Genomic DNA, 24,331 nt, shown 5'->3' with positions numbered 1-24,331 from the left:
CACACCATGCAAACCGCTGTGATCGTGGACGCCGTGCGCTCCCCGACCGGGCGCGGCAAACCCGGCGGCGCGCTCTCGTCGCTGCACGCCGTCGATCTGCTGGCCCAGGTCTTCAAGGCCCTGATGGCCCGCAACGACATTGATCCGGGCGAGGTCGACGACGTGCTCGTCGGCTGCGTCAGTCAGGCGGCGGATCAGTCGGGAACGCCGGGCCGCTGGGCCTGGCTGGCCGCCGGCCTGCCCGAACACGTCCCCGCCGTCACCATCGACCGCCGGTGCGGGTCGAGTCAGCAGGCCGCGCATTTCGCCGCGCAGGGCATCATGGCCGGGGCGTACGACATCGCCGTGGTCGGCGGTATCGAGTCGATGAGCCGCGTCCCCATGGGATCCGCCCGGATGGGGGGTGACCCTTTCGGCCCGACGGCGAGCGCCCGGTACGCGCCCGGTCTGGTCCCGCAGGGCATATCGGCCGAACTTGTCGCCGCGAAGTGGAAGTTGACGCGTGACCAGATCGACGCGTACGCCCTGAGGTCCCAGCAGCGAGCGGCACAGGCCGCGGAATCCGGGGCGTACGACGCCGAGATCGTCCCGATCTCCACCCCTGACGGGACCGTGGTCACCGCCGATGAGACGATCCGGCCCGGTACGTCCGCCGATGCCCTCGCCCGGCTGGCACCGTCGTTCCGCAGCGACGAGATGCGGGCACGTTTCCCCGAGATCGACTGGTCTGTGACGGCGGGGAATTCCTCTTCGCTCGCGGACGGGGCCAGCGCCCTCCTTGTGATGAGCGAGTGGCGCGCCGAGCAGCTGGGTCTGCGTCCGCTTGCGCGTTTTCACGCCTTCGCTGTCGTCTCCGACGACCCGATCACCATGCTCACCGGGCCGATACCGGCCACCGAGAAGGTTCTCGCGCGAGCCGGTCTGACCATCCAGGACATCGACCACTTCGAGGTCAACGAGGCATTCGCCCCCGTGCCGCTCGCCTGGCTGGCGGAGACCGAAGCCGATCCCGAGCGGCTCAACCCGCGAGGCGGCGCGATCGCCCTGGGCCACCCGCTCGGCGCGTCGGGGGCCCGGCTGATGACCACCATGGTGCACGCGCTGGAGGCCACCGGCGGCCGCTACGGTCTGCAGACGATGTGCGAGGCCGGGGGCATGGCGAACGCCACGGTGATCGAACGGCTGGGAGACGCCTGATGGCCGCGCTCACCGTCCCGGCCCTCGTCCCGGCACCGGCCCGGCTCGGCGGACGCGCTGCAGAACTACGCGGTGATATACGGGAGTTCCTCGCCGCCGAGCTGGCCGACGGGACCTTCGAGCCGCGCTGTGACAGCTGGCTCTCCGGCTGGGACGAAGACTTCAGCCGGCGCCTCGGCACGCGTGGCTGGCTCGGCATGACGATCCCCCAGGAGTACGGCGGCCAGGGCCGCACCGCTCTGGAACGTTACGTCGTCACCGAGGAACTGCTCGCCGCCGGTGCCCCCGTAGCGGCCCACTGGGTCGCCGACCGGCAGACCGCACCCGCCCTGCTCCGCTATGGAACGCCCGAGCTGCGAGAGCGCTATCTGCCCGGCATCGCCCGTGGCGAGTGCTACTTCGCCATCGGGCTGAGCGAGCCGGACGCCGGTTCGGACCTCGCGGCCGTACGCAGCCGGGCCGAACGGGTCGACGGCGGCTGGGAGATCACCGGCACCAAGGTGTGGACGAGCGGCGCCCACCACGCGCACGCCTTCTTCGTCCTGGCCCGCAGTTCACCTCCGGAAGGACGGAACCGGCATGCGGGGCTGTCCCAGTTCGTCGTCGAACTGTCCGCACCCGGCGTCACGATCAGACCGATCCGGCTGATCACCGGTGAGCACCACTTCAACGAAGTCGTGATGGACGGCGTCTTCGTCCCGGACGACATGGTGCTCGGCACCATCGGAGAGGGCTGGCGGCAGGCCACGTCGGAACTCGCCTTCGAACGAAGCGGTTCCGAGCGCTTCCTGTCCACCTTCCCGCTGCTGACCGCCCTCGTGGACGAGCTCGTCGGGCAAGGCGGCGCGGGGCAGCGTGAACTCGGCCGCCTCGTCTCCAGGATGTGGACGCTGCGTCGCCTGTCGCTGTCGGTCGCGGCGGCGCTCGACAGGGGGGAGGTGCCGGACGTTGCCGCCGCGCTCGTGAAGGATCTGGGGACCCGGCTGGAGAACGAGATCACCGACACCGCGCGGCTGCTGACGCGTACCGAACCCGATCCGTCCGCTGCCGGCCTGCCCCGGCTGCTCGCCGATGCCGTGCTGCACGCCCCCGGCTTCACGCTGCGTGGCGGCACCAACGAGATTCTGCGCGGCGTGGTCGCGCGGGCGATGGGGATGCGATGACGAGCACGGTGTCCGAGGACGAACTGCGGCTGCTGAGCGCGACCTGCGCCGAGATCTTCGCCGCGCACGACGACGGGCGGCCCCCTGCGGGCGCATGGGACCCGGAACTGTGGAAGGCGCTGAAGGAATCCGGGCTCACCCTGGTGTCCGTGCCGGAGAAGTCCGGCGGCAGCGGCGGAACACTCCACGAGGCGGCCGCGATCATCGGCGCGGCCGGCGAACACGCCGCCTCGGTGCCTCTGGGGGAGACGGCGCTGCTCGGTGCCTGGCTGCTGGCCGAGGGCGGACTGCCGGTGCCCGCAGGCCCTTTGACCGCGGCGGACGGGACCGGCGCGCTCACCGCCCGGCACACGGCAGGCCGATGGCAACTGCGGGGCCGGCTGCCCCGGGTGCCGTGGGGCCGGCACGCGGCCGGGGTGGCCGTCGTGGTGGTGTCGGAGGACGGCGAGCAGGCCGTCGTATTGCTCAGGCCTCAGGACGTCACACCCCTGCCGGGCCTCAACTCGGCTGGAGAGCCACGCGACGACCTGAGCGTCGACACCCGGCCGGAACCGGATCTCGTGGCATCCGTACCTCCCGGCACCGCCGATCGGCTGCGCCTGCGCCAAGCTCTCCTGCGTACGGTACTGATCGCCGGGGCTGCCGAGCGCGCCCTGGCTCTCACCCTGAGTTACACCACCGAACGCGAGCAGTTCGGCAGGGCGCTGGGACGCTTTCAGGCCGTCCAGCAGCAGGTCGCCGAGCTGGCCGCCGAGGCCGCGGCGATCCGTGCGGCGGCCGACGCCGCCGTCGCCCTGTGTGATGCCGAAGACGTCGCGGACGAGCGGGCAGCTGTGGCCGTCGCCGCCGCCAAGGTCCAGGCGGGGCGGGGAGCCGGAGTGGTCGCGCGTATCGCCCACCAGGTTCACGGCGCCATCGGCTTCACCGACGAGCACCCGCTGCGGCTGGCCACCACCCGCCTGTGGGCCTGGCGCGACGAGGCCGGTGACGAGGCCTACTGGGCCACCGAGATCGGCGGGCGGGCCCTGGCCGCGGGCGCATCCGGAATCTGGCCGCTCATCACCGAAGCGGAGTAACACACCACCGACGGACGATCAGCCACACATGAGGAGCCGCACGCATGGACCTGCAACCACCTCCTGTTGATGTCAGCGAGCGTTCCCCGGAGGCCGAAGGGGCCTCCGGTTTCCGTGAGTTCGCCGTCATCGCGGCACTGATGTTCGCCGCGCTGCCCTTCCTGCTGGCCGAGACCCTCTACTCGCCCGCCCTGCCGGCGGTCGCGGCGGAGTACGGAAAGCCGCTCGCCGACGTCAGCTGGCTACTCACCGGCCACCTTCTGTTCGCGGCGGTCGTCACGCCGATCGCCGGCCGGCTGGGAGACCTGTACGGTCGGGGCCGACTGCTCGTCGTTGTCCTCGTGATCACCGGTGTGGGGGCTGCCATCGCGGGCCTGGCCTCCAGTCTTCCCGTGCTGGTCCTCGGTCGTGTCCTGCAGGGCGCCACGGTCGCCGCCGTTCCGTTGTCCCTCAGCGTGGCCCGGGACGCGCTGAGGCCGGAGCGGGTCGGTCTCGGCGTCAGCCTGCTGAGTGCGGTCTTCGGGGTGGGCGCGGGGTTCGGCTTCCTGTTCTCGGGGCCGATCGTCGACCACCTCGGACTGGACTGGCTGGCGTGGTCCGTGGCCATCGTCGCCGGGGCCGGCGTCCTGTTGTTGTCCGTGACCGTCCTCGGACTGCGGCCGACCATCACGGAGGGGCGCAGGAGAATCGACCTGCTGGGCGCGCTCCTGCTCGCGACAGCCCTGGTCCCACTGCTGCTGTACATCAGCAAGGGTTCCCAGTGGGGCTGGCTTTCGGCGAAGGGTCTTCTGTGCGTGGCGCTGAGCCTGGTCGCAGCGGCCGGCTTCGCCAAGGCGGAGCTGACCGTACGGGATCCGATGGTGGACCTGCGCGCGCTGTCCCGGCGGTCTGTGTGGTCCCTGAACATTCCCGCGCTCGCCGACAGCGTGGGCAGCCTCGGGGCCAACTTCCTGATTCCCCAGCTCGTGGTCCTCGGCGCCGTGAAGACCTCGTGGAACTGGGGAGAGACGGCCACCGACGCCGGACGGCTGCTGCTCGCGTGCAGCATAGGCATCCTGATCGGCGGGCCGCTGACCACCTTCCTCAAGAGCGTCGCCGACCCTCGGACCCTGCTCGCGGCCAGCTTCGGCCTCTTCCTGGTCGAGTATCTGGCGATCGCCCTGTTCCACGGCACGCACGCGGTCATCCCGGTGGCGCTCTTCCTCGGCGGGATCGGGTTCGGGATGTGCAGCGCGTCCGTCGCCAACCTCGTGATACGAGGCGTCGAGCCGTCCCTGACCGCGATCGCCATGTCGGCCAACTACACTCTGCGGCTCATCGGCGGATCGGTCCTCACTCAGGTACTCGCGGCGATCCTGACCGCGAGTGCGACCGCGCACGGTGGCGCTGCGACAGAGGGGGCCTTCGAGGCGGCGGTGTACACGTGTGCCGGCCTGGTCCTGATCGGAGGGCTGTCGACGATGCTGATCCCGAAGGGCGGCACGGCCCGGCGGCCTTGAACCGAACAGGAGCACGACCGGAGGAGATCGGCCGGAGAGCGTCAGGGAGCGCCAGATGCTTCGCCGGACCGCCGGCGCTCGTGCCGATCCCCTACCCGGACTGCGCCCCGTCGCCGTTCGCGCAGTCCGAGGCAGGGCAGGGTCCCGGACAGCTGGTGGCGTGGCGCGCGATGACCCTCGGGGAGCATCGGAACGGAAATGAGCGGTTAAGGCGCCATGGCGGCGGGCTGCTGTTCGTCGTGGTCTCGCAGCATCCGCATGACGGTGGCGGGCGAGGGGTGCTGACCCTTCTTCGCACCCGTCGTGATGACGAGCCGCTTGGCGATGTGGCGCAGGCTCATCTCCCGGTCACACAGGTGGAGGGCCATGGACAGCATGGAGTCGGCGGTGACACCCGCGCCGCCGATGGTCTTGCCGCGCTTGCGAGCGGACTCGCGGCCTTCGAGGGCGCGGTCGCGGATGTACTCGCGCTCCATGCCGGACATCGCGGCGAGCACGGTAAACACGATCCAGGAAGGGTCGTGCGAGCCCTGCAGCTCCCCGGTGAGGAATTCCAGGCCGACGCCGCTGGCTTTCAGCTCCTCGGCGAGCATGGCGAGTTCGATGCCACGGCCGAGCCGCTTGCGCTCATGGACGACCAGGGCCACCGCAACGCCGGAGGAGCGGATCTCCCCGGCGAGCTTCACGGCGGCCTCCAGCTCGGGGCGCATGGTGGCGCGAGTGGAGATCTTCTCCCGAGAAGACTCGCGTCACCCCGGCCTCGGCGAGGGAGTCGAGCCGTGCGTCGAGGGACAGCCGGGCGGTCGAGGCGCGGGCGTATCCGAGGCGGACGTGCCCGACCGCCTCGGCGCCGGCGCCCACCGGCCGGGGCAGCTCGGTCAGGTGTCCAACCGAGTCCTTCGGCGGCGTAGAGGCGGCGGCCGGCGGCCAGGATGCGGTCGCGGTTGCGTTCGGCGTCCGCGCGCAGTCCAGTGTCGGGCTCGCGACCTGGGGTTTTGCTGGTGCCTGCGGTGTCGGTCATGCGCCCATCCACCGAAGTGGAACAACTGGCCCACTTGAGTTGTTACGCTGGATGACAGAAACGGGAAGGCCGTTTCACTTATGGAAGGTGTTGTCATGCGTGCTGTCGCACTGGATACCGTTCCCTCGACCCCGGCCGTGGTCGAGATCGCCGCTCCGCGCCCGGAGGCCGGTGAGCTGCTGGTGAGGGTGGCCGCCTCGTCGGTGAACGGCTTCGACGCCGCGACCGCGGCCGGCTACCTGCAGGGGATGATGGAACACCGGTTCCCCCTTGTGGTCGGCAAGGACTTCGCCGGCACCGTCGAGGCACTCGGCGAGGGCGCGGAGGGCTTCGCCGTCGGGGACGCTGTCTTCGGCGTGGTGATGAAGCCGTTCCTGGGCACCGGCTCGCTGGCCGAGTACGTCACTGTGTCCGCCGGCCATGGCGTCGCCCACGTTCCCGCGGGCCTGGACGTTGCGGACGCGGGTGCGCTGGGTCTGGCCGGGACCGCGGCCTTCGACAGCCTGGCGGCGCTGAAGGTGGCTGCCGGGGAGACGGTGCTGGTCTCGGGTGCCACCGGCGGTGTCGGCGCGCTGGCCGCGCAGCTGTCCGCCGCTCGCGGCGCCCGGGTGATCGCCACCGCCCGTCCCGGCGCGGAGGCGGACTTCGTCACCGGCCTGACGGGCGCCGACGTCGCCGTAGTGGACTTCACCGGCGATCTGGACGGACAGGTGCGTGGGCTCGCGCCGCAGGGCGTGGACGCGGTCGTGCACCTGGCGGGTGACGGTGTGTCGCTCGCGGGTCTGCTCAGGCCGGGCGGGCGGATCGCCTCTACCTTGGGCCTGACGCAGGAGGCGGTCGAGGGCCGGGACGTCACCGTCCACCCGATCATGGCCGACGCGAACGCCCAGACCCTCGCCACGCTGGCCGGCCAGGCCGCCTCCGGCGCGCTGCGCGTACCGGTGACCGCCACCTACCCGCTGGAGCAGGCCGAGAAGGCGTTCGCGGCGTTCGGCGCCGGCGCGCTCGGCAAGATCGCCGTCGCCTGCTCCTGACCGGCGAGACCTCCCCTACGAAGTAGGACCACCCCCCACGAAGGAAGCGTCATCATGAGCACCATCGCATTCTCCGGCCGCAGCGTGATAGTCACCGGCGGCGGCTCGGGCATCGGACGGGCCGCCGCCGTGCGGTTCGCCGAGCAGGGCGCAAGCGTACTGATAGCCGACATCAACGCCGACGGCGCCAAGGACGTCGCCGCCCAGATCGAGGCGGCAGGCGGTATCGCGCGCACGGTCGTCGGGGACCTGAGCGACCCGGCCGTCGTCGAGCAGGTCACCGCCCGCGCGATCTCCGAGTTCGGGCGCATCGACGTCCTGGTGAACAACGCCGGGATCATGGACGACATGTCGGCCGCGGCCGACGTCAGCGACGCGGTGTGGGAGCGGGTGCTGCGGATCAACCTGACCGCGCCGTTCCTGCTGACGCGCGCCGTGCTGCCGTACATGCTCGACGCGGGACGGGGCTCGATTGTCTTCACCGCCTCCGAGGCGTCCCTGCGCGGCTCGGCGGCCGGGGCCGCCTACACCGTCTCCAAGCACGGCATCTCGGGCCTGACCAAGTCCCTGGCGGTGATGTACCGGGACAAGGGCATCCGCGCCAACGCCGTCGCGCCCGGTGGGACCGCCACCGGCATCCAGGTCGATGCGGCTGAGGGCGCCCACGGCCCGGCCGTTGTGGGCAGCTACTTCGGCAACGTCGGTCGCCCGGCGGCAGCCGAGGAACAGGCCGACGCGATCGTGTTCCTGGCCTCGGACGCCGCGAGCAACATCTCCGGCGCGATCCTGCCCGTCGACAACGGCTGGTCCGCCGTCTGACTCCCACCCCGGCGGCGGCCGAGCCCAGCCGCCGCCTCCGATCGAAGTGGAAGAGATCCGCATCATGTCCACCATCGCCATCGTCGGCGCCGGCCCCGGCATGGGCCTGGCCATCGCCCGCACCTTCGGCAGCCGCGGTTTCAACGTCGCGCTCATCGCCCGCACCAAGGACAAGCTCGACGCCCTGGCCGAGCAGCTCGCGGGCGAGGGCATCATGGCCGAGGGCTTCGCCGCCGACGTCCTGGACCGGTTCTCCCTGACGGCGGCACTGGACGCCGCCAAGGAACGCTTCGGCACCATCGACGTACTGGAGTACTCGCCCGCCCCGCACTCCCCGGTGCCCGGCTTCACCATGGCCGTCCCGTCCGAGGTGACGGTGGAGAATCTGCAGCCGCAGATTGAGTACACCCTCTACGGCGCCGTTGCAGCCGCCCGTGCGGTGCTGCCGGCGATGCGTGCGGCCGGCGCCGGAACGCTGCTGTTCACCACCGGCGGCGGATCGGTCGACCCGCTCCCGATGCTCGGCAACGTCAACGCCGCCGCCGGCGCGCTGCGCAACTGGGTGATCAATCTGAACAAGGAACTGTCCGACAGCGGTGTCCACGCCGCCCACGTCGCCATCAACGCGTGGATCGGCGAAGGCGGGCCCGACGGCATCTCGACCGCCACACCGCAGGAGATCGCGCCCCTGTACTGGGAGCTGCACGAGGCCCGCAACCGCGCAGAAGCCGTCTTCCACGGCTGACCGGCCACCCCCGCTGAAGCGGGAGGGGAGGCCCGCGCGCCTCCTCTCCCGGGGCCGTTCCCTTCTTGACTCCCGGGCCCGCCCCGTCCTCCGACCGTCCCCAAGGGATTTCCTGCTGTGAACGCCCTCCTGTGGACCGTGCAGGCCGTACTCGCCGCCATGTTCGCGATGGCCGGCGTGATGAAGTCCACCCAGCCCAAGGACAAGCTCGCCGAGAAGCTGCCGTGGGTGGCCGACTTCTCCGCCGACACCGTGCGCTTCATCGGCGTCGTCGAGTTCGCCGCCGCGCTCGGGCTGATCCTGCCCGCGGCCACCGGCACAGCCCCCGTACTGACCCCGCTGGCCGCGACCGGCCTGGCGGTGGTAATGGCCCTTGCCGCGCTCACCCACGCCCGCCGCAAGGAACCGCAGGCCATCGCCTTCAACACGGTCCTGCTCATCCTGGCCGCCGTGGTCGCCTGGGGACGCTTCGGCCCCTACAACTTCTAACCCGCCCGACGCGCGTGTCCCGGGACCGGCCCACACCTCTTCCTGGTGAGATCGGCCCGGACACCGCCCCGCACCCCACACAAGGAGACCTCCGATGCGCGTCACCGTCTTCGGCGCCACCGGCGGCATCGGCCGCCTGCTCGTCCAGCAACTCCTCGACGCCAACCACCACGTCACCGCCCTGACCCGCAGCCCCGCCAAGCTCACCTTCACCCACCCCCACCTCACCCTCGTCAGCGGGCAACTGTCCGACAGGGCCGCCGTCGAACAGGCCATCACCGGAACGGACGCCGTCATCAGCGCCCTGGGCCCGTCCCTCAAGCGCTCCACCACCGGCACCCCGCTGACGGACGGCACCCGCATCATCGTGCAAGCGATGCAGAAGCAAGGCGTACGGCGGTTCATCGGGCTGGCCACCCCATCGCTGGCCGACCCGCGTGACAAGACGCACTGGAAGCACAAGGTGCTCCCCGTCATGGCGAAGCTGATGTTCCCCAACGCGCTCACGGAGGTGACGGGCATGACCGAGGCCGTCACCGGCTCGGATCTCGACTACACCATCGCCCGCATCACCAACCCCACGGACAAGCCCTCCACCGGTCGCATCCGCTCCGGGTTCCTCGGCCACGACAAGGTCGGCTCCGTCATGAGCCGCACCGACATCGCCGCGTTCCTCGTCTCCCAGCTCACCGACACCCGCTACCGGCGGGCCATGCCCGCCATCAGCAACTGACAGCCCAAGGACGCCTGGCATGACCTTCGAACTCGGCGTCTACTTCTTCGGCAACACCCACCCCGCACGGCCGGCCGCCGCCGCGGACCCACCGCCCAGGCCATCCCGCCGGCGCAGCGCGCGGTGCAGGTGCTCCAGGACGCAGAACGAGTACGCAGCCCGGTCCACCAGGCCGGCCTCGATGTCTGGGTCGGCGAACACCAGCCGCCGCCAGGAGCCGGTCACCAGCTCACCCGCGACCTCCCCGGCGCCGGCCTTCTTGCGGCCGATCAGCTCCAGCAGGCGCTTGAGCGCCTCCACGACTGGGACACCGGCCGGGACGGCGCCGAAGTCGATGACCTCGACCAGCAGCCGGGTGAAGCTGCGCCCGGTGCCGTAGCGGACAACCAGCTCCGTCCACCACTCCGCCTCGTCATCCCCGTCGCCGTCCGGGACTGCCACGGCGATGGTGGCGAGCGCGGCGGCCAGCTGTTTGCGTGGTACCACCTGCCCGATTGTCGACCAGGCGTCGAGGACGGAGACCATCTCGCCGGTCTCCGTCGCCGGCGGCGTCGCCATCAAAACGTCCACCGCCGCGGCGACCTGCAGCGCGGCCTTCTGCAGCTGCGGCTGCGCCTTGAGCTTCGCCTCCGTGGCCAGGCGCTCGGCCTTGGCCAGAAGCTTTGTCGCCGTCAGCCCGCGCAGCAGATCGAGCGCGTCATCGACGGTGGCCGTCTCCAGCATGTCGGTGCGCAGTCTGCCCGGCACCGCCTTGTACACCGATGCGTGCAGCCGGTTGTTCTCCTCCGCCCGCACCGGCGTCGTGATGCCCGGCAGCAGCACCCGACTGTTCACCAGCCACACCACCGCCCGGTCAAACAGCGCGTGTGGTCCCTCCAGCGACGACCACACGACGCCCAGAACGCCCGCAGCTCCGCCTCCCCGGCCGCGAGGTCCCGGTAGCCGTACACGTCGCGGATCTCCCACGCATGCTCGTACGCCGTCTTCCCACGTCCGCCGTACTCGGCGAAGCGCTCGTCATCCACCCCGAGTTGCTCGGCGACGAACCGCACCGCGGCGGCCGGCACCGCTGTCGGTTCCTCGGTCAGGAAGGTGCCCAATATGCGCCCCGTGCCCCACTGCACCGCCCACCCCAGACGAGTCGCCGGACGGCGCTTGGCCCGCGCCAGCTCCGGCGCCGCCGGCGACAGCCGGAAGAACTCCTCCAGCTCCAAGGCGTCGGCTCCGCGGCCGAACCGGCCGTAGCGGGCCTCTTGCTCCTCAGACGGATACTCCACAGGCATGCCGAGGGACCGTACGACTCTGTGACCAGCCACATCCGACACGTCACCGAACCGGAAGCAAGATCAGCCCGCTACCGCAAATTTCCGTTCGGATGCTCCCCGAGGGCCCTGATCGTGAGTTGGTCCGATCGCGATCGTGGAGCGCGATCAGAGCGTCGCGAAGCCCAGCACCACCGGCGCCACGGAAACGAGCATGATGACGGTCGGGCTGCCGAGTCCCTTCTTGTCGCCCGCACGGATGTGCGTGATCACGGCGCCCAGGAAGTACAGGACGACCCCGATCGCCGCCGCGATGCCGAGGGGGCGGTAGGCGATGCCGACGAGCAGCCCCACGGCGCCCGCGATCTTGACCAGGCCGAGCGGCACGAACCAGCTGTCGGGGACCCCGAGTGCCTTGAGCCCTTCCGTGATCTTCGGGTCGCGGACGATGTCGCCGCGGGCAGAGACGAGCAGCAAGAGGGACAGCACGACAGCGAGAACGACATAGGCGATGAACACGGAGAGCTCCGGAGAGAGAAAGGGACCGTCGACCGGTCCAAGACAGCGCGGCAAACGATGAGCCGCAGCAAATAATGTAAGTACTTCAATGGTTTATTGCAACCGACTGTTTCATCACTTGCTACGGTCGGACCATGGCCAGCGAACGATCCAGCGGCACCCCCGCCACCAGCGCTCACGAAAGCTCCCCCACCTGGGACGACACCCCCGAATCCGCCGGTCCCGACTCCCGCCTCGCACTGCTCCTGGCGCGGCACGGCAGCGTCACCGAGGCCTGGATCCGTGAGGCACTCACCTCCTCCGGGGTGACGCCCCGCCACGCGATCGTGCTGATGCACCTCGACGGCGGTCAGCTCGGCCAGCGCGACCTCGGTGCCCGGCTGCGCGTCGACCCCAGCGTCCTGGTCGCTCTCCTCAACGCGCTGGAGGACGGCGATCTGGTACGACGGCGCCGTGATCCCGCCGACCGCCGCCGTCACATCGTCGAGATCACCGAAGCGGGCACGGCCGCCGCTGCCAAGCTCGACGCCGCCATCGGCCGGGTCGAGGACGAGCTCTTCGCCGAGCTCACCCCGCAGGAGCGCGACACCCTGCGCTCACTCCTGGCGCGTGTCCGCACCACCCACGACGGCAACTGCGACGGCCCGCCGACCACGGACTGCTGAATGCGCGAACATGCCCCTTCCGCGGAAATGCGGAACACCGACTCCATGGCGGTCAGGCGGAACCGTCGTCGAGGCGCCTCCCGGCCTCGTCGTACCGGTAGATGCCGTGGCCGGTCTTGCGGCCCAGGCGTCCGGCGGCAACCAGGTTGCGCAGGGTCACGGTCGGCTTGAACCGTTCCCCGAGAGTGCCCTCCAGAGAGGTCAGAATCCTCAGATAAGTGTCGAGACCGTTGAAGTCCCCCAGCTCCAGGGGCCCCATGGGGAAGTTGAGCCCGAGCCGCAGCGCACGGTCGATGTCCTCGGCACTGGCTACGCCCTCCTCCAGCATCCGCAGGCACTCCAGACGAACGATCGCCGAGATCCGGGAAGTGAGAAAGCCGGGACTGTCCTTGCGGCAGATCACGGTCTCCTTGCCGAGCCCCTGAGAGAAGTCCTCGGCACGCTGGACGTACTCCTCACTGCTGACCAGTCCCTGAACGATCTCGACCAGCCGCATCAGCACAGGGGGATTGAAGAAGTGCAGCCCGACGAGACGGTGGGCGTGGTCGGGGACCGCGCTGCCGATGGCGGTGATGGACAGCTGGGACGTGTTGGTGCCGAGCAGAGCCTCGGCCGGGGCGGCCGCGACGGTTCGGCGGAGCACCTCCTGCTTCACCGCGAGGTCCTCGACGACCGACTCGACGACGACCTGAGCGCCACTGACGGCACGCTCCAGGTCGGTCGTACTCTCCAGTCTGCTCAACGCGCGGTCTGCCGCCTCGCGGGTCATGCGGTCCTTGGCCACGAATCGATCCAAGCTCGACGTCACCGCGGTGGCCGCGCGACCGAGCTGCTCCTCGGAGGTGTCGACGAGCGAGGTGACGTGGCCCGTCGAGGCACAGAGCTGCGCGATACCGGAGCCCATCGTCCCGGCCCCGATCACGGCGACCTTCACGGCACTCCCCTTTCCGGTTACTGGTGCTGCGGCGCCTGCGTGATCCGCCGAGTCCCGTCGAGGGCATCGACCGTGGCACTCGGCGGATCAGCTGGGATAGCGTAGCTGGTGAGTCAATTTTTGTTCAATGTGTTCAATACCTCAGATCGCTGACATGCCGCCGTCCACCACGAAGTCGGTACCGGTGATGTACGAGGCCTCGTCCGAGGCGAGGAAGGCGGCCAGGCCGACGACGTCCTTGGGCAGGCCCGGGCGGGGGACCAGGAGCTGAGCCCTGAGGGCGTCCAGGACTACCGGGTCGGCGAACTGGCCTGCTGTGCCCGGGGTTTCGATGACCCCGGGGCTGATGCTCACCGCGCGGATTCCGTGCGGCGCCCCTTCCGCCGCCAGCTGCCGGGTCATGGCGAGAATGGCCCCCTTGGTGGCGGCGTGGGCGAGCATCGGGACGGCGCGGCTGGCCGTGTGGCCGGCCAGGGACGCGATGTTGATGACCACTCCGCCGCGCTGTGTGAGATACGGCCACGCGCTCTGGGTGACGTAGAAGACCAGGTCGACCTCGTTGCGAACGGTGAAGTGCCAGTCCTCTTCGGGCAACGTGCCCACCGGGCCGAACCGGGCTGCCGACGCGTTGTTGTAGACGATGTCGATCCCGCCGTGCTCTTCCGCCGCCTGCTCGACCCATGTGCGAGCGGCGGCGCTGTCGCCCAGATCGACCGGGGCCGCCGCGCTCATTCGGCCGTCGGCGGCCTTGACCGCGGCGGCGGTCTCCTCGTTGGCCTCGAGGTTGAGGTCGCAGCCGACGATCACCGCACCTTCCTCGGCGAAGCGGAGTGCGGCGGCGCGGCCCATGCCTCCGCCGGTGCCGGTGATGAGAGCCACTCTGCCTTCCAGTCGTCCGTTCATCGCGCTGCCTTCCGTTCCTCTTCTGGTGAACTATATAGACGGAATCTGTCACATGTGATTCGTCGCTGCTAGGGTCGAGACATGACTGCTGTCGAACCTGTGCCTCGGGCTGATCTGGATCAGGAGCTCAACGTCCTCATTGGAAAGGCCCGGGCATCCCGGGCGTTGAGCAGCGATCTCGCCGTTCGTATCTGGGCTCACCGGCCGGAACTCGCCAAGGCGCAGCTGCAACTGCAGCGCGAGGTTCATGAAGGCCGCTTGTTGGACGGTCGGCTGATGGAGCTGGTGCGACTCAGGATCGCCGCGCTGAACGACTGCCGGGCCTGCCAGGTGGCGCGTAAGTCCGACGACGTGTCCGAGGAGGAGGTGGCGTGCCTTTCCGCGGACGACCCGCGGTTCACGGCGAGAGAAGCGGCGGCACTACGTTTCGCGGAGCTCTTCGCGATCGATCACCTGGCCGTCGATGATGTCGTACTGGGTGAACTGAACCGCCACTTCACCGCCGCGGAGATCGTGGAACTGGGCATGTTCGCCGCCCTCATGCTCGGCTCCGGGCGGTTGGTCAGGGTTTTACGGGCGTACGAGGACGACGATCGCCCGCCGGTGATCGGCGTCTGAGCCAATCACCCGTCAGGCCGGGGGACCGGGACGCGCCGACTGGGCGGGGACCCGCAGACCATCGAGGAACAGCCGCAGATGGCGGTGCGCGGACTGCTGGAAATCGGCGTACACCGTCCCGGGCAGCGGACGTGTCAGCTGAGCGAGCGCGATCACCAGGTCATCGACGTCCACGTCCGCGCGCAGGCGGCCCGCCTCGCGCGCCTGGATCATTAGCGCCTCCAGAACATGCTCGAGTCGTTTCCAAGCCTGATCCACCTCGGGTGCGGTCGTGCCGCCGACGTCCGCGACAAAGGGACACAGGGTGCCTATGCCTTCACCCAGCAACCGGTGCATGAAGTGCCGTAGCGTCTCGAAGACATCGGTCTCTTGTGCGAGAACCTGCTCGGCCTCCTCCGCGAGCACGGAGATCGAGCTGAGCGTCGCCTGGTGGATGAGTTCACCCCGGGTCGCGAAGTGGCGGTAGACGGTGGCGTTGCCGACGCCGGCCCGGCGAGCCACCTCGTTCAATGACACTTCGGTCCCGCAGTCCCTGATGGCCTCGCGGGCGGCCTCGAGGATCCGCTCACGGTTGCGGGAGGCGTCTGCGCGCAGGCGCAGACGTGGGGATGTCATGCGACGGGGGGCCGTGGGCCCACGGTGTTGCTGAGCGAGCCGATGCCCTCGATCGTGACCCGCACGACCTGGCCCGGCTCGAGATAACGCCCGCTCTCATGGGCCACACCAGCCATGGTGCCGGTGAACAGAATGTCGCCGCAGTGCAGGCTGCTCCGGGAGTCGACATATGCCAGGAGTTCGCCGACACCCCACACCATGCTGGAGGTCCGGTCCTTCTGCCGCGGTGCGCCGTCCACGGTCAGCCCGATCTCCAGATCGGGGTGGCCGGCGCCGAACTCGTCACGGGTGACGATCCAGGGACCCACACCCGTCGTACGGTCCAGCGCCTTCGCCGAGAACATGTCCATCCCGGTGACACTTCCGCCGAACTGCAGGTCGCGCGCGGAGACGTCGTTGCCGACGGTGTAGCCGAGCACACTGCCGATGGCCGCCGAGCGGTCGGCGATGTGGTCGGCGCCGACGACCGCCACCAGCTCGGCTTCGTAGTCGAGCTGGGTGGTCAGCGCCGGATACGCGATCGCATCGTCCGGGCCGATGATCGACTCGTACGGCTTCAGGAAGGCGGCGGGCTGTTTCGGCATCTGCAGGCCAAGGCCGTCCACATGCTTGGCGTAAGTCGCTCCGGCGGCGACGATCTTCGTGCTGCTCTCGACGGGAGCCAGCAGGCGCAGACCCTCCAACGAACGGGCCGGCCCTGCCCACACGGGCTCGCCGGCAAGGTCGGCGGTCAGGGCGGGGGCCCATTCGGAGAACCTTCCGGCAAGGGGGCGGGCGGTGGCCGCCTCCGTGTCCAGGACGGCCCAGAACGCCGCCTTGCCGTCGTGGCATCGGCCGATCTTCATGACAGGACTCCTTCAGTGAGTTGCGGGGGCGGGTTCCGGCTCGGACGCCAGGAACGAGTCGAGAGAACGGTCGTCGTCGGCGAGCGGTTCACGGTCCGGTCGACAGCCCTGCTGGATGAGCCGGCGTGCGATGCGGATGTCTTCTCCTCGATCCATCCCGATGGCCGCACTCAGTACGCCGTTGCGAAGGAGGAGGGCAACGAAGCTGTTGCTGTCCGGGTCGCCGCGCAGCACCACGTCGTCCTCCGGCTGTGGCAGACCGGCGACCTGGAGGTTGAGGCCGTACTGGTCCGACCAGACCCAAGGCACCTCGGCGAACGGCTGCTCCTGGCCGAGCATGTTGCGGGCTGCCGCGGCCCCCTGGTGCTGCGCGTTCTGCCAGTGTTCCAGTCGGATCCGGCAGCCGAGCAGCGGGTTGGGATGATTGGCCACGTCCCCGGCGGCGAACACGCCTGGCGCGGAGGTGCGGCAGTACTCGTCCACGACGATGCCGTCGTCGACAGTGATCCCCGCTGCCGCGGCGAGCTCGGTGTTGGGGCGGATGCCGATGGCGACGACCACGGTGTCGGCGGGGCCGTCGACGGGATAGAGGCGACCGTCGGAACCGATCGCGCGCAGCCTGCCGGCCTCGCCGACCAACCGGTCGATGCCGGTGCCGGTCAACAGATCAACGCCCCGGTCGCGATGGATCCGCGCGTACCGGAGGCCGAGCAGGGGAGGCAGGGAACGAGCGAGCGGGAGAGGAGCGGCCTCCAGCACGGTGACGTCTGTGCCGGCTGTGCGTGCGCTCGCGGCCAGTTCGGCGCCGAGGAAGCCGGCTCCGACCACCAGCAGGCGGCGGCCCGGGCCGAGCCGGTTCCGGATGGCCGCCGCGTCCTCGGCGGTACGCAGCGTGTGGACGCCGGGCAGGCCCTGGGTGCCGGGCAGCCTCCGGGGCCGCCCGCCGGTGGCGAGGAGCAGCCGGTCGTACGACAGCGAGCCGGTGCCGCCGTCCAGGCTGACCGTGCGCGCGTTCGTGTCAAGCGCGGTGACGCTGACTCCGCCGAGGTGTTCGATGTCTTTGGCCGCGTACCAGGGCGCGGGCCGCAGAAGCAGTCGATCCACCGGCAGTTCCCCGCCGACCACCTGCTTGGACAGGGGCGGCCGCGGATAGGGTGCGCGGTCCTCGTCGCCGATCACCACGACCCGGCCGTCGAATCCCTCGGCGCGCAGGGTGGCCGCAGCGGTGATGCCGGCCAGTCCGGCACCGACGATGACGTGGGTCTCCCGCATAGGCGCACCTCCAGTTGTTGAACAGTTGATGCTCATGGCGGTGCTAACCCGCCGCTTCCGTGAATCGGCGCTCGTCCGCGTACGAAGCGGTGTGCGATGTGAAGCCGCCGTCGACGGGGATGGTGCAGCCGGTGATGAAGGCGGCCCGGTCGGAGGCGAGGAAGCTCACCACCTCGGCGATGTCCTCGGGCTCGGCGAGTCGGGTCGTGAGGTGATGGGTGAGCATCATCTCCTGTGCGGGGCCCGGAAGGTTGGCCTTGAGCGCCTCGGTGGCCACCAGACCGAGCGCCACCGCGACGCTGCGGATGCCCTGCTTGCCGTACTGGGCGGCGATATTGCGGGTGAGCCCGACGATCGCGGCCTTGGACGTGCCGTACGCGGGCCGGGAGGATTCTCCCAGCAGCCCGGTTCCGGAGGTGGTGTTGACGATGACTCCGCCGCCGTCGGCCAGCATCGCGGGGATGGCGTGCTTCGCGCCAAGTGCATAGCCGCGCAGATTGACCCGTAGTACGCGGTCCCAGAGGTCCGGGTCGATGTCGGTGATCGCGGCGTCCCTGGCCATCACGTCGGGCGAGCCGAGGAAGGCGTTGTTGTGGAGCACGTCCAGGCGGCCGAACTCGCGCACCGCGGTGGCGACCATCGCTGCGACCTGGTCGTCCTCGGTGACGTCGACGGCGGCGGCCACGGCCCGTCCGCCCGCGGCCTCGATCCGCTTGGCAACGGCCTCCGCGCCGCCCGCGTTGATGTCGGCGACCACCACGGCGGCGCCCTCCCGGGAGAGCACATGCGCGGTTGCCGCGCCCACCCCAGAGGCGCCGCCGGTCACGATCGCGACCTTGTTCTCGAGCTCGGCCATACGTCTCACTCCTCTCAGCGCTGCCGGACACGATCCCGCGGCCGGCTTCACCTCGTCAGACGGCTTCCCCGGTCCCGAAGAGGCATGGACAGGTTATACGTACTGCACATAATCTGTCTCTGCTGTCGCATGCAATTCCTGGAGGTGCGTTCCGTGCGCTACGCGACGTTCGAGGTGGACACCCCTGTGGGACCCCTACGCCGAGTCGGTGTCGTGACGGGGGGCGGACATCTGCTGGACCTCAATCAGGGCTACGCACACGTACTCGCCGACCGTGTCGACCGTGCCCGTGCCCGTGTCCTGGCGGACGCGGTCGTGCCACCCGATCTGATCGCCCTGCTGGCCGGAGGCCCGGTGAGCGAGGCAGCGATCGCGGAGACACTGGAGGCGTTGGGGCCGGTCGCGGCCGATCCCGCGGCACAGAGCCTCCTGGGCGGACGGCTCGTCTACTCCGCCGACGAGGTCCGCCTGCTCTCTCCGCTGCCCCGTCCCGCTTCGCTGCGCGACTGCTCGGCGTTCGAGCAGCACGTCAAGACCGCGACCCGTGACAACGTGCCACCGGAGTGGTACGAGATGCCCGTCTACTACAAGGGCAATCCCGAGTCGGTGGTCGGTACCGGGACCGACATCGTCGTCCCGCCGGGCGTCGACCGCCTCGACTACGAGCTGGAGTACGCGGTCGTCATCGGCCGCTCGGGATCGGACATCGCCGAGGAGGACGCGGCCGGGCACATCGCCGGCTACACCGTCTTCAATGACGTCTCAGAACGCCGGGCCCAGTTCAAGGAGATCCGTGCCGGGCTCGGTCCCACCAAGGGCAAGGACACGGACGGTACCAACGTCCTCGGCCCGTACCTCGTCACCCCGGACGAGTGGGACCCAGACAAACCGCACGCCATGATCGCCCGGGTGGCCGGGGAGGAGTGGAGCCGCGGTTCCACCGACACCATTCACTACTCCGTCGCGCAGATCGTCAGCCACATGAGCCGCCGCGAGACCCTGCACGTCGGCGACGTGATCGGCACCGGCACCGTGGGCGGCGGCTGCGGCCTGGAACTGCGCCGCTATCCGCAACCCGGCGACCTCGTCGAGCTGGAGGTCGAGGGACTCGGTGTACTCGGCAACCGCTGGGTCGCGCAGGATGGCGCATGAGCGCGCTGGTCGGTCGTACCGCCCTGGTCACCGGTGCGTCGCAAGGCGTCGGGCGCGCCCTCTCCCGGGCGCTGGCCGACGCGGGCGCGCGCGTCGGCCTGCTCGCACGGCCCAGCCCCGCACTCGACGAGGCGGCCAAGGAGCTCGGCGAGCGCGGGCTGCCGCTGCCTGCCGACCTGTGCGACCCCGACGACGTCCGCGCCGCCTTCGCCACCGTACGGCGTGAGTTCGGCGGGCTGGACTACCTGGTCAACAACGCCGCCACCGCCCGCCCCCACCGAGTCGAGGACTCGGACGACGTGTCGCTGGACCGTGAGATCGGAACGAATCTGCTCGGCCCGCTGTACACCGTCCGCGAGGCCGTCCCGCTGCTGCGCCGGTCCGACGTGGCGCACATCGTGAACCTCTCCTCGGAGTCCACTGCGGACCCGTTTCCGTTTCTGCTCGTGTACGCGGCCACCAAGTCCGCCCTGGAGACACTCACCCGAGGGCTGGCGCACGAGCTGCGCCCCGACGGAATCCGCTGCACGCTGCTGCGCGTCGGACAGACGGCCACCGGCTTCAAGGACGACTGGGATCCCGAGCAGTTGGAGAAGGCTCTGCACGCCTGGACGGTGGGCGGCTTCCGGGCGCGGGTCTCGGGAGCGGCACCGCAGTCTCCGGAGCGGGTGGCCGAAGCACTGCTCTTCGTTCTGCAGCAGACCGGCGGCTCCGTCATCGGGGAGCTGAGCGTACGGGCGTACCCCTGACCCCGTCGGGCGTACGCCTGACCGTGCGTGAACATCTATGGAGGTACCAATGACAGACGTGCTGGCGGGCGTGAAGGTGCTGGAGGTCGCCATGTGGACCTTCGTGCCGTCCGCGGGGGCCGTACTGGCCGAGTGGGGCGCTGACGTGATCAAGGTGGAGCACCCGGTGAGCGGCGACCCGCAGCGCGGCCTCATCAACTCCGGCTTTCTGCCTGACGAGGCCGGCGGGCTGAACTACATGATGGAGGTGCCCAACCGGGGAAAGCGCAGCATCGGCATTGATCTGAAGAACCCCGAGGGTCGCGAGCTGCTCTACCGCCTGGCCGCGGACTGCGATGTCTTTCTCACCAACTTCCTTCCCGACGCCCGCCGTTCGCTGGGTATCGAGGTGGAGGACATTCGCAAGCACAACCCCGACATCATCTACGTACGCGGATCGGGCCACGGCCAGCGGGGCCCGGATGCCGAGAAGGGCGGCTTCGACTCCTCGACCTACTGGGCGCGCGGAGGCGTCGGCTACACCGTTTCCCCGCCCGAATACGAACACCCCGTGCGCATGCGTTCCGCCTTCGGAGACGTGATGGGTGGCATGTCGCTCGCGGGAGGTATCGCCGCGGCCCTCTTCCGCCGGGAACGGACCGGAGTCCCGTCGATCGTCGACGTCTCGCTGCTCGGTGTCGCTCTGTGGAACCTCTCGGTGGATGTGGCCTCCGCGAAACTGCGGCCGAACAACGATGTCTTCCGCTACGACCCGGAGAACCTGGTCAATCCGACGGTGGGCATCTACCGGACCAAGGACGGGCGGCACCTCAATATCACCCTGCTGCAGTCCGATCGCTACTGGCGCGACTTCACCGAACGTCTGGGGCGCCCGGACCTCGCCGATGATCAGCGGTTCGCCGACCATGCTGCCAGGGGCCGTAATTCGTATGAATGCACACAGGAGCTGAAGAAGATCTTCGCCTCACGCAACCTGGAGGAGTGGAGCGCGGCACTCGCGGACTTCGATGGCGTCTGGGCGCCGTTGCAGACGCCGCTGGAGGTTCATGACGATCCGGCGATCACCGCCAACGGCCTGATCCGTGAACTCGACACGACCAGCGGCCGCTCTCTCGCGGTCGCGGCCAATCCCGTGCAGTTCGACGGCGAGCCGCCCCACACCTCCGGCGCCCCGGATCATGGACAACACACCGAGGAACTTCTGCTGGAACTCGGGCTGACCTGGGAGCAGATCATCGCGCACAAGGACAGCGGCGCCATCAACTGAACGACGCGAAGACGATCAGAGGGGGAGGCCAGAACGGCCTCCCCCTCTGTCGTGCGCTGTGCTCAGTCCCAGACCAGAGGCAGTGAGTCGACGCCTGCGACATTGCCACCGTGGGTGCTCACCGTGTGGCCCTCCCGCAACCGGTAGTGCGGGATGCGACGGTGCATGTGCTCGTGGATGACACGCAGCTCCAGCCGGGCGAGGTGGGACCCGACACAGCGGTGGGGGCCGGCGCCGAAGGCAAGGGTGCCCTTGGGATTGCGGGCGAAGTCCACGGTGTTCGGATTCTCGAAGACCTTCGGGTCGCGGTCGGCTGCCCGGTTGACGACGACGACCGGGTCGCCCTTGCGGATCGTCACCCCGGCCAGTTCGACGTCCTGCGTGGCATTGCGGCCGGAGACGTTGAGGCCTTCCCAGCGAAGCAGCTCCTCCACGGCCTGAGGGATGATGCCCGGCTCATTCACCAACTGGTCGCGGTGACCGGGGTTCTGGGCGAGGAAGGAGAACTGGTAGCTGACCGCGCCCTGCACCGTGTCGAGGCCGGCCAGGAAGAGCAGGAAGGCATGGTCGAGGATCTCCTCGTCGTCCAGTTTCTGCCCGTCGATCTCGGAGTCGATCAGGATGCTGATGATGTCGTCCTGGCGGTGGCGCTTGCGCTCGGCCAGAAGCTCTGCCAGCCGCCCTCGGGCCGCGGCGCCCGCCTTGGCGCGGGACGCTCCGGACGGGTCCTTGTGCTGGCCGTGGAGGATCTCGTAGTTCCAGTTGCGGAAGTCGGTGGCCTCCTCCTGCGGAATGCCCAGCATGTCGACGAAGATCTTCGTCGGGAACGGCTGCGCAAGTTCCGTGACGAGTTCGCACTCCCCGCGATCGATGAACGTGTCGATGAGTTCGTCGCAGATACGGCGGATCTTCGGCTCCATGGCGGTGATGCGATTGGGGGCGAAGACCGGTGCGAGCAGCATGCGGTGTTTGGTGTGCAGCGGCGGGTCGACCTCCAGCGGCAGCATGGGCCGCTTGTTGCCGAGCCCGTGCGGGACGCTGACCGAGGGCTGGGTGGCGAAGAGGTCGGCGTGCTGCCAGACGTAGCGGGCCTCGTCGAAGCCGGTGACGATCCAGAAGCCGCCGTAGTTGTTGCTGTGGGTGACGGGGCACTTGGCCTGCATTCGCTCGTAGACCGGATGCGGATCCTGGCCGAAGGCGGGGTGGTGGTGGTCGAAGTTCTCGGCGAAGTAGGCCACCTCGTCGGGTGTCAGAGGGCGTGGACCCGAGTCCTGGTCCAACGACGCCGGCCTGCTCTGCCCCGCCGATGTGGTGTCACTTGTGGTCATGCTTACCGGCCTCTCACTGGTTGTGTCGTCCATCCGTACGCGCTGTCTCCGCCTGTCATCCCGATGCGAGCCCCCACAGCACGGTCTTGGTCTCCAGGTACTGCTCCAGTCCGGCCTCGCCGAATTCACGGCCGACGCCGCTCTGCTTGTAACCGCCGTATGGGGCATGGGAGTTGGTGCCGCCGCCACCGCCGTTGACCGTCACCTGTCCGGTGCGGATCCGGCGGGCCACCGCGTAGGCACGCTGTGGATCGCCGCTCCACACCGCGCCGCTCAGACCGAACCGGGAGTCGTTGGCCACGGCGACGGCCTCGTCGTCGTCGGCCACCGGGATGACTGCGGCCACGGGCCCGAAGACCTCCTCCTGCGCGATCCGCATGGAGCTCTTCACCCCGGTGAACACGGCGGGTTCCAGGTAGAAGCCGCGCTCCGGGTACCGGGGTCGGCCACCTCCGCAAGCGAGTACGGCGCCTTCGGCGATTCCGGTACGTATGTGCCCCTCGACCCGCTCCCGCTGTGCGGCGCTGATCAGCGGGCCGAGATCCGTGTCGGGGTCACGCGGGTCGCCGACCCGCAGGGCGGAGACCTTGTCCAGCAGCAGCCGGACAGCCTCGTCGTGCCGGCTCTCGTGCACCACGAGCCGGGTCATGCAGCCGCATCCCTGGCCGCTGTTGCGGGTGAACCCGTAGGCGAAGTGCGCCACGGCCTGCTCCAGATCAGCGTCGTCCAGTATGACATCGGCGTTCTTGCCGCCGAGTTCCAGGGCGACGCGTTTGATGCCGGGGGCCGCCTGAGCGCTGATCGCTGCCCCGACCGGGACCGATCCGGTGAAGCTCACGACATCGACTTCCGGGTGTCCCGTGAGCCTTCGTCCGGCCTCGACGTCACCTGTGGGAACGACATTGAGTACACCGGGCGGGAGCCCCGCCTCCTCGGCGGCCTCGGCCAGCAGCAGTGCGGACAGCGGAGTCGCGGGCGCGGGCTTGAGCACGACGGTGCAGCCCGCCGCGAGAGCGGGGCCGACCTTGGACAGGCTGGTGAAGAACGGGTAGTTGAACGGGGTGATGGCGGCGACGACTCCGGCCGGTTCGCGCAGCACTACTCCCTGCCCGACTCCGGCCCCGGATGTCGGCGGCATCGGAGCGGAGAACGGGTAGGTCGTCAGTACCCGGTCCACCATGTCCGCGAGGTGTTCCAGCGGGACGCCCACCTGCAGGCCGCGGGCCAGTCGGGCGGGGGTGCCGACCTCGGTGATCACGAGATCGACCGCCTCGTCCTGCCGCTGGACCAGCTGGTCGAGGAACCGCCGTAGCAGTAGGACACGGTCCCGCGGCGAGGTGCGTCCCCACGGCCCTTTGTCCAAGGCGCGTCGGGCGGCACGTACGGCCCGGTCGACGTCTTCCGCGGAAGCCTCGGCGACCAAGGCGACCGTTTCCTCGGTGGCCGGGTCAACGACGGGCCTGGTCCTGCCGTCGGTGGCCGGCTCCCAGCGTCCGTCCACATAAGCATGTCGTGGTTGCAGCGGCTCCATGGGCTTCATATAAACAGAATCGACGAACTCTGTACATGT

Annotated in this window: 26 protein-coding genes; 14 read left to right on the top strand and 12 right to left on the bottom strand. The window is 69.6% G+C overall.

Annotation, left to right across the window (positions count from 1 at the left end; translation table 11 throughout):
* Nucleotides 1–6 precede the first annotated feature (6 nt).
* Genes TN53_RS17845 through TN53_RS17830 form a run of 4 tightly spaced genes read left to right on the top strand, consistent with a single transcriptional unit; the run spans nt 7 to nt 4,935 of the window.
* Nucleotides 7–1,197 carry a thiolase family protein gene (locus TN53_RS17845; RefSeq protein ID WP_046259502.1) on the top strand — a complete coding sequence of 397 codons (1,191 nt, stop codon included), beginning with the start codon at nt 7–9 and terminating at the stop codon, nt 1,195–1,197.
* Nucleotides 1,197–2,360, top strand: a complete 1,164-nt coding sequence (locus TN53_RS17840) for an acyl-CoA dehydrogenase family protein (protein WP_046259501.1) — start codon at nt 1,197–1,199, stop codon at nt 2,358–2,360. Before TN53_RS17845 ends, TN53_RS17840 begins: the two co-directional genes overlap by 1 nt.
* Entirely contained in the window at nt 2,357–3,436 is a 1,080-nt protein-coding gene (locus TN53_RS17835) for an acyl-CoA dehydrogenase family protein (protein WP_052745235.1), read from the top strand. Before TN53_RS17840 ends, TN53_RS17835 begins: the two co-directional genes overlap by 4 nt.
* 44 nt (nt 3,437–3,480) lie before the next feature.
* On the top strand, nt 3,481–4,935 hold the full coding sequence (locus TN53_RS17830; protein ID WP_046259500.1) for an MFS transporter: 1,455 nt from the start codon (nt 3,481–3,483) through the stop codon (nt 4,933–4,935).
* A 206-nt stretch (nt 4,936–5,141) separates the two neighbouring features.
* Here the strand turns inward: TN53_RS17830 and TN53_RS17825 are convergent, their stop codons facing one another.
* On the bottom strand, nt 5,142–5,645 hold the full coding sequence (locus TN53_RS17825; protein WP_234441618.1) for a recombinase family protein: 504 nt from the start codon (nt 5,643–5,645) through the stop codon (nt 5,142–5,144).
* A gap of 406 nt (nt 5,646–6,051) precedes the next feature.
* Here TN53_RS17825 and TN53_RS17820 point away from each other — a divergent pair, with 406 nt between their 5' ends.
* The 5 genes from TN53_RS17820 to TN53_RS17800 all read left to right on the top strand — a co-directional run bounded on the left by TN53_RS17820 (nt 6,052) and on the right by TN53_RS17800 (nt 9,776).
* Nucleotides 6,052–6,990: an NADP-dependent oxidoreductase gene (locus TN53_RS17820; protein WP_046259499.1), complete on the top strand. Its 939-nt coding sequence runs from the start codon at nt 6,052–6,054 to the stop codon at nt 6,988–6,990.
* A 54-nt stretch (nt 6,991–7,044) separates the two neighbouring features.
* Nucleotides 7,045–7,809 (top strand): SDR family NAD(P)-dependent oxidoreductase, encoded by a 765-nt coding sequence (locus TN53_RS17815; RefSeq protein WP_046259498.1) that lies wholly within the window; start codon nt 7,045–7,047, stop codon nt 7,807–7,809.
* Nucleotides 7,810–7,873: 64 nt separating this feature from the next.
* Nucleotides 7,874–8,554: an SDR family NAD(P)-dependent oxidoreductase gene (locus TN53_RS17810; protein ID WP_046259535.1), complete on the top strand. Its 681-nt coding sequence runs from the start codon at nt 7,874–7,876 to the stop codon at nt 8,552–8,554.
* Between the two features lie 117 nt (nt 8,555–8,671).
* Entirely contained in the window at nt 8,672–9,043 is a 372-nt protein-coding gene (locus TN53_RS17805) for a DoxX family protein (protein ID WP_046259497.1), read from the top strand.
* Nucleotides 9,044–9,137: 94 nt separating this feature from the next.
* Nucleotides 9,138–9,776, top strand: coding sequence for an NAD(P)-dependent oxidoreductase (locus tag TN53_RS17800; RefSeq protein WP_046259496.1), 639 nt, complete (start codon nt 9,138–9,140; stop codon nt 9,774–9,776).
* A 39-nt stretch (nt 9,777–9,815) separates the two neighbouring features.
* Here the strand turns inward: TN53_RS17800 and TN53_RS44110 are convergent, their stop codons facing one another.
* The 3 genes from TN53_RS44110 to TN53_RS17790 all read right to left on the bottom strand — a co-directional run bounded on the left by TN53_RS44110 (nt 9,816) and on the right by TN53_RS17790 (nt 11,557).
* Entirely contained in the window at nt 9,816–10,610 is a 795-nt protein-coding gene (locus TN53_RS44110) for a hypothetical protein (RefSeq protein WP_159038147.1), read from the bottom strand.
* On the bottom strand, nt 10,607–11,059 hold the full coding sequence (locus tag TN53_RS17795; RefSeq protein ID WP_052745233.1) for a DUF4158 domain-containing protein: 453 nt from the start codon (nt 11,057–11,059) through the stop codon (nt 10,607–10,609). The genes TN53_RS44110 and TN53_RS17795 overlap by 4 nt, the downstream gene beginning before the upstream one ends.
* A gap of 147 nt (nt 11,060–11,206) precedes the next feature.
* On the bottom strand, nt 11,207–11,557 hold the full coding sequence (locus TN53_RS17790) for a DoxX family protein (RefSeq protein WP_046259495.1): 351 nt from the start codon (nt 11,555–11,557) through the stop codon (nt 11,207–11,209).
* A gap of 134 nt (nt 11,558–11,691) precedes the next feature.
* Between TN53_RS17790 and TN53_RS17785 the strand changes: the two genes are divergently transcribed.
* On the top strand, nt 11,692–12,222 hold the full coding sequence (locus TN53_RS17785) for a MarR family winged helix-turn-helix transcriptional regulator (RefSeq protein ID WP_095046554.1): 531 nt from the start codon (nt 11,692–11,694) through the stop codon (nt 12,220–12,222).
* Nucleotides 12,223–12,274: 52 nt separating this feature from the next.
* Here TN53_RS17785 and TN53_RS17780 read toward each other — a convergent pair whose 3' ends face one another.
* Nucleotides 12,275–13,156, bottom strand: a complete 882-nt coding sequence (locus TN53_RS17780; RefSeq protein ID WP_199924597.1) for a 3-hydroxyacyl-CoA dehydrogenase family protein — start codon at nt 13,154–13,156, stop codon at nt 12,275–12,277.
* Between the two features lie 141 nt (nt 13,157–13,297).
* Nucleotides 13,298–14,059, bottom strand: coding sequence for an SDR family NAD(P)-dependent oxidoreductase (locus tag TN53_RS17775; RefSeq protein ID WP_046259494.1), 762 nt, complete (start codon nt 14,057–14,059; stop codon nt 13,298–13,300).
* Nucleotides 14,060–14,140: 81 nt separating this feature from the next.
* Here TN53_RS17775 and TN53_RS17770 point away from each other — a divergent pair, with 81 nt between their 5' ends.
* Entirely contained in the window at nt 14,141–14,677 is a 537-nt protein-coding gene (locus TN53_RS17770) for a carboxymuconolactone decarboxylase family protein (RefSeq protein ID WP_046259493.1), read from the top strand.
* A gap of 12 nt (nt 14,678–14,689) precedes the next feature.
* On the opposite strand, the gene TN53_RS17765 is transcribed toward TN53_RS17770, so the two are convergent.
* Genes TN53_RS17765 through TN53_RS17750 form a run of 4 tightly spaced genes read right to left on the bottom strand, consistent with a single transcriptional unit; the run spans nt 14,690 to nt 18,265 of the window.
* The gene (locus TN53_RS17765) at nt 14,690–15,292 is read right to left on the bottom strand and encodes a TetR/AcrR family transcriptional regulator (RefSeq protein WP_046259492.1); all 603 of its coding nucleotides are present in this window, start codon (nt 15,290–15,292) and stop codon (nt 14,690–14,692) included.
* The gene (locus tag TN53_RS17760) at nt 15,289–16,137 is read right to left on the bottom strand and encodes a fumarylacetoacetate hydrolase family protein (protein WP_046259491.1); all 849 of its coding nucleotides are present in this window, start codon (nt 16,135–16,137) and stop codon (nt 15,289–15,291) included. The genes TN53_RS17765 and TN53_RS17760 overlap by 4 nt, the downstream gene beginning before the upstream one ends.
* Nucleotides 16,138–16,149: 12 nt before the next feature.
* Nucleotides 16,150–17,409: an NAD(P)/FAD-dependent oxidoreductase gene (locus TN53_RS17755; protein ID WP_046259490.1), complete on the bottom strand. Its 1,260-nt coding sequence runs from the start codon at nt 17,407–17,409 to the stop codon at nt 16,150–16,152.
* A gap of 43 nt (nt 17,410–17,452) precedes the next feature.
* Nucleotides 17,453–18,265 (bottom strand): SDR family NAD(P)-dependent oxidoreductase, encoded by an 813-nt coding sequence (locus tag TN53_RS17750; protein WP_046259489.1) that lies wholly within the window; start codon nt 18,263–18,265, stop codon nt 17,453–17,455.
* A gap of 153 nt (nt 18,266–18,418) precedes the next feature.
* Between TN53_RS17750 and TN53_RS17745 the strand changes: the two genes are divergently transcribed.
* From TN53_RS17745 to TN53_RS17735, 3 genes are read left to right on the top strand one after another with little or no spacing between them, the layout of a single operon-like run.
* Nucleotides 18,419–19,417 (top strand): fumarylacetoacetate hydrolase family protein, encoded by a 999-nt coding sequence (locus TN53_RS17745; RefSeq protein WP_046259488.1) that lies wholly within the window; start codon nt 18,419–18,421, stop codon nt 19,415–19,417.
* The gene (locus tag TN53_RS17740) at nt 19,414–20,166 is read left to right on the top strand and encodes an SDR family oxidoreductase (protein ID WP_052745232.1); all 753 of its coding nucleotides are present in this window, start codon (nt 19,414–19,416) and stop codon (nt 20,164–20,166) included. Before TN53_RS17745 ends, TN53_RS17740 begins: the two co-directional genes overlap by 4 nt.
* Nucleotides 20,167–20,215: 49 nt before the next feature.
* The gene (locus TN53_RS17735) at nt 20,216–21,433 is read left to right on the top strand and encodes a CaiB/BaiF CoA transferase family protein (RefSeq protein WP_199924596.1); all 1,218 of its coding nucleotides are present in this window, start codon (nt 20,216–20,218) and stop codon (nt 21,431–21,433) included.
* 62 nt (nt 21,434–21,495) lie between these two features.
* On the opposite strand, the gene TN53_RS17730 is transcribed toward TN53_RS17735, so the two are convergent.
* The gene (locus TN53_RS17730; protein ID WP_095046552.1) at nt 21,496–22,761 is read right to left on the bottom strand and encodes a cytochrome P450; all 1,266 of its coding nucleotides are present in this window, start codon (nt 22,759–22,761) and stop codon (nt 21,496–21,498) included.
* Between the two features lie 55 nt (nt 22,762–22,816).
* Complete coding sequence (locus TN53_RS17725; RefSeq protein WP_234441617.1) at nt 22,817–24,301, bottom strand: aldehyde dehydrogenase family protein; 1,485 nt, start codon at nt 24,299–24,301, stop codon at nt 22,817–22,819.
* Between the last annotated feature and the right edge of the window lie 30 nt (nt 24,302–24,331).

The sequence above is a fragment of the Streptomyces sp. WM6386 genome (genome assembly GCF_000972385.1).
Classification (GTDB): Bacteria; Actinomycetota; Actinomycetes; order Streptomycetales; family Streptomycetaceae; genus Streptomyces.
Note: the sequence above shows the minus strand (reverse complement) of the source record. Positions and strands in the feature narration are given on the sequence as shown.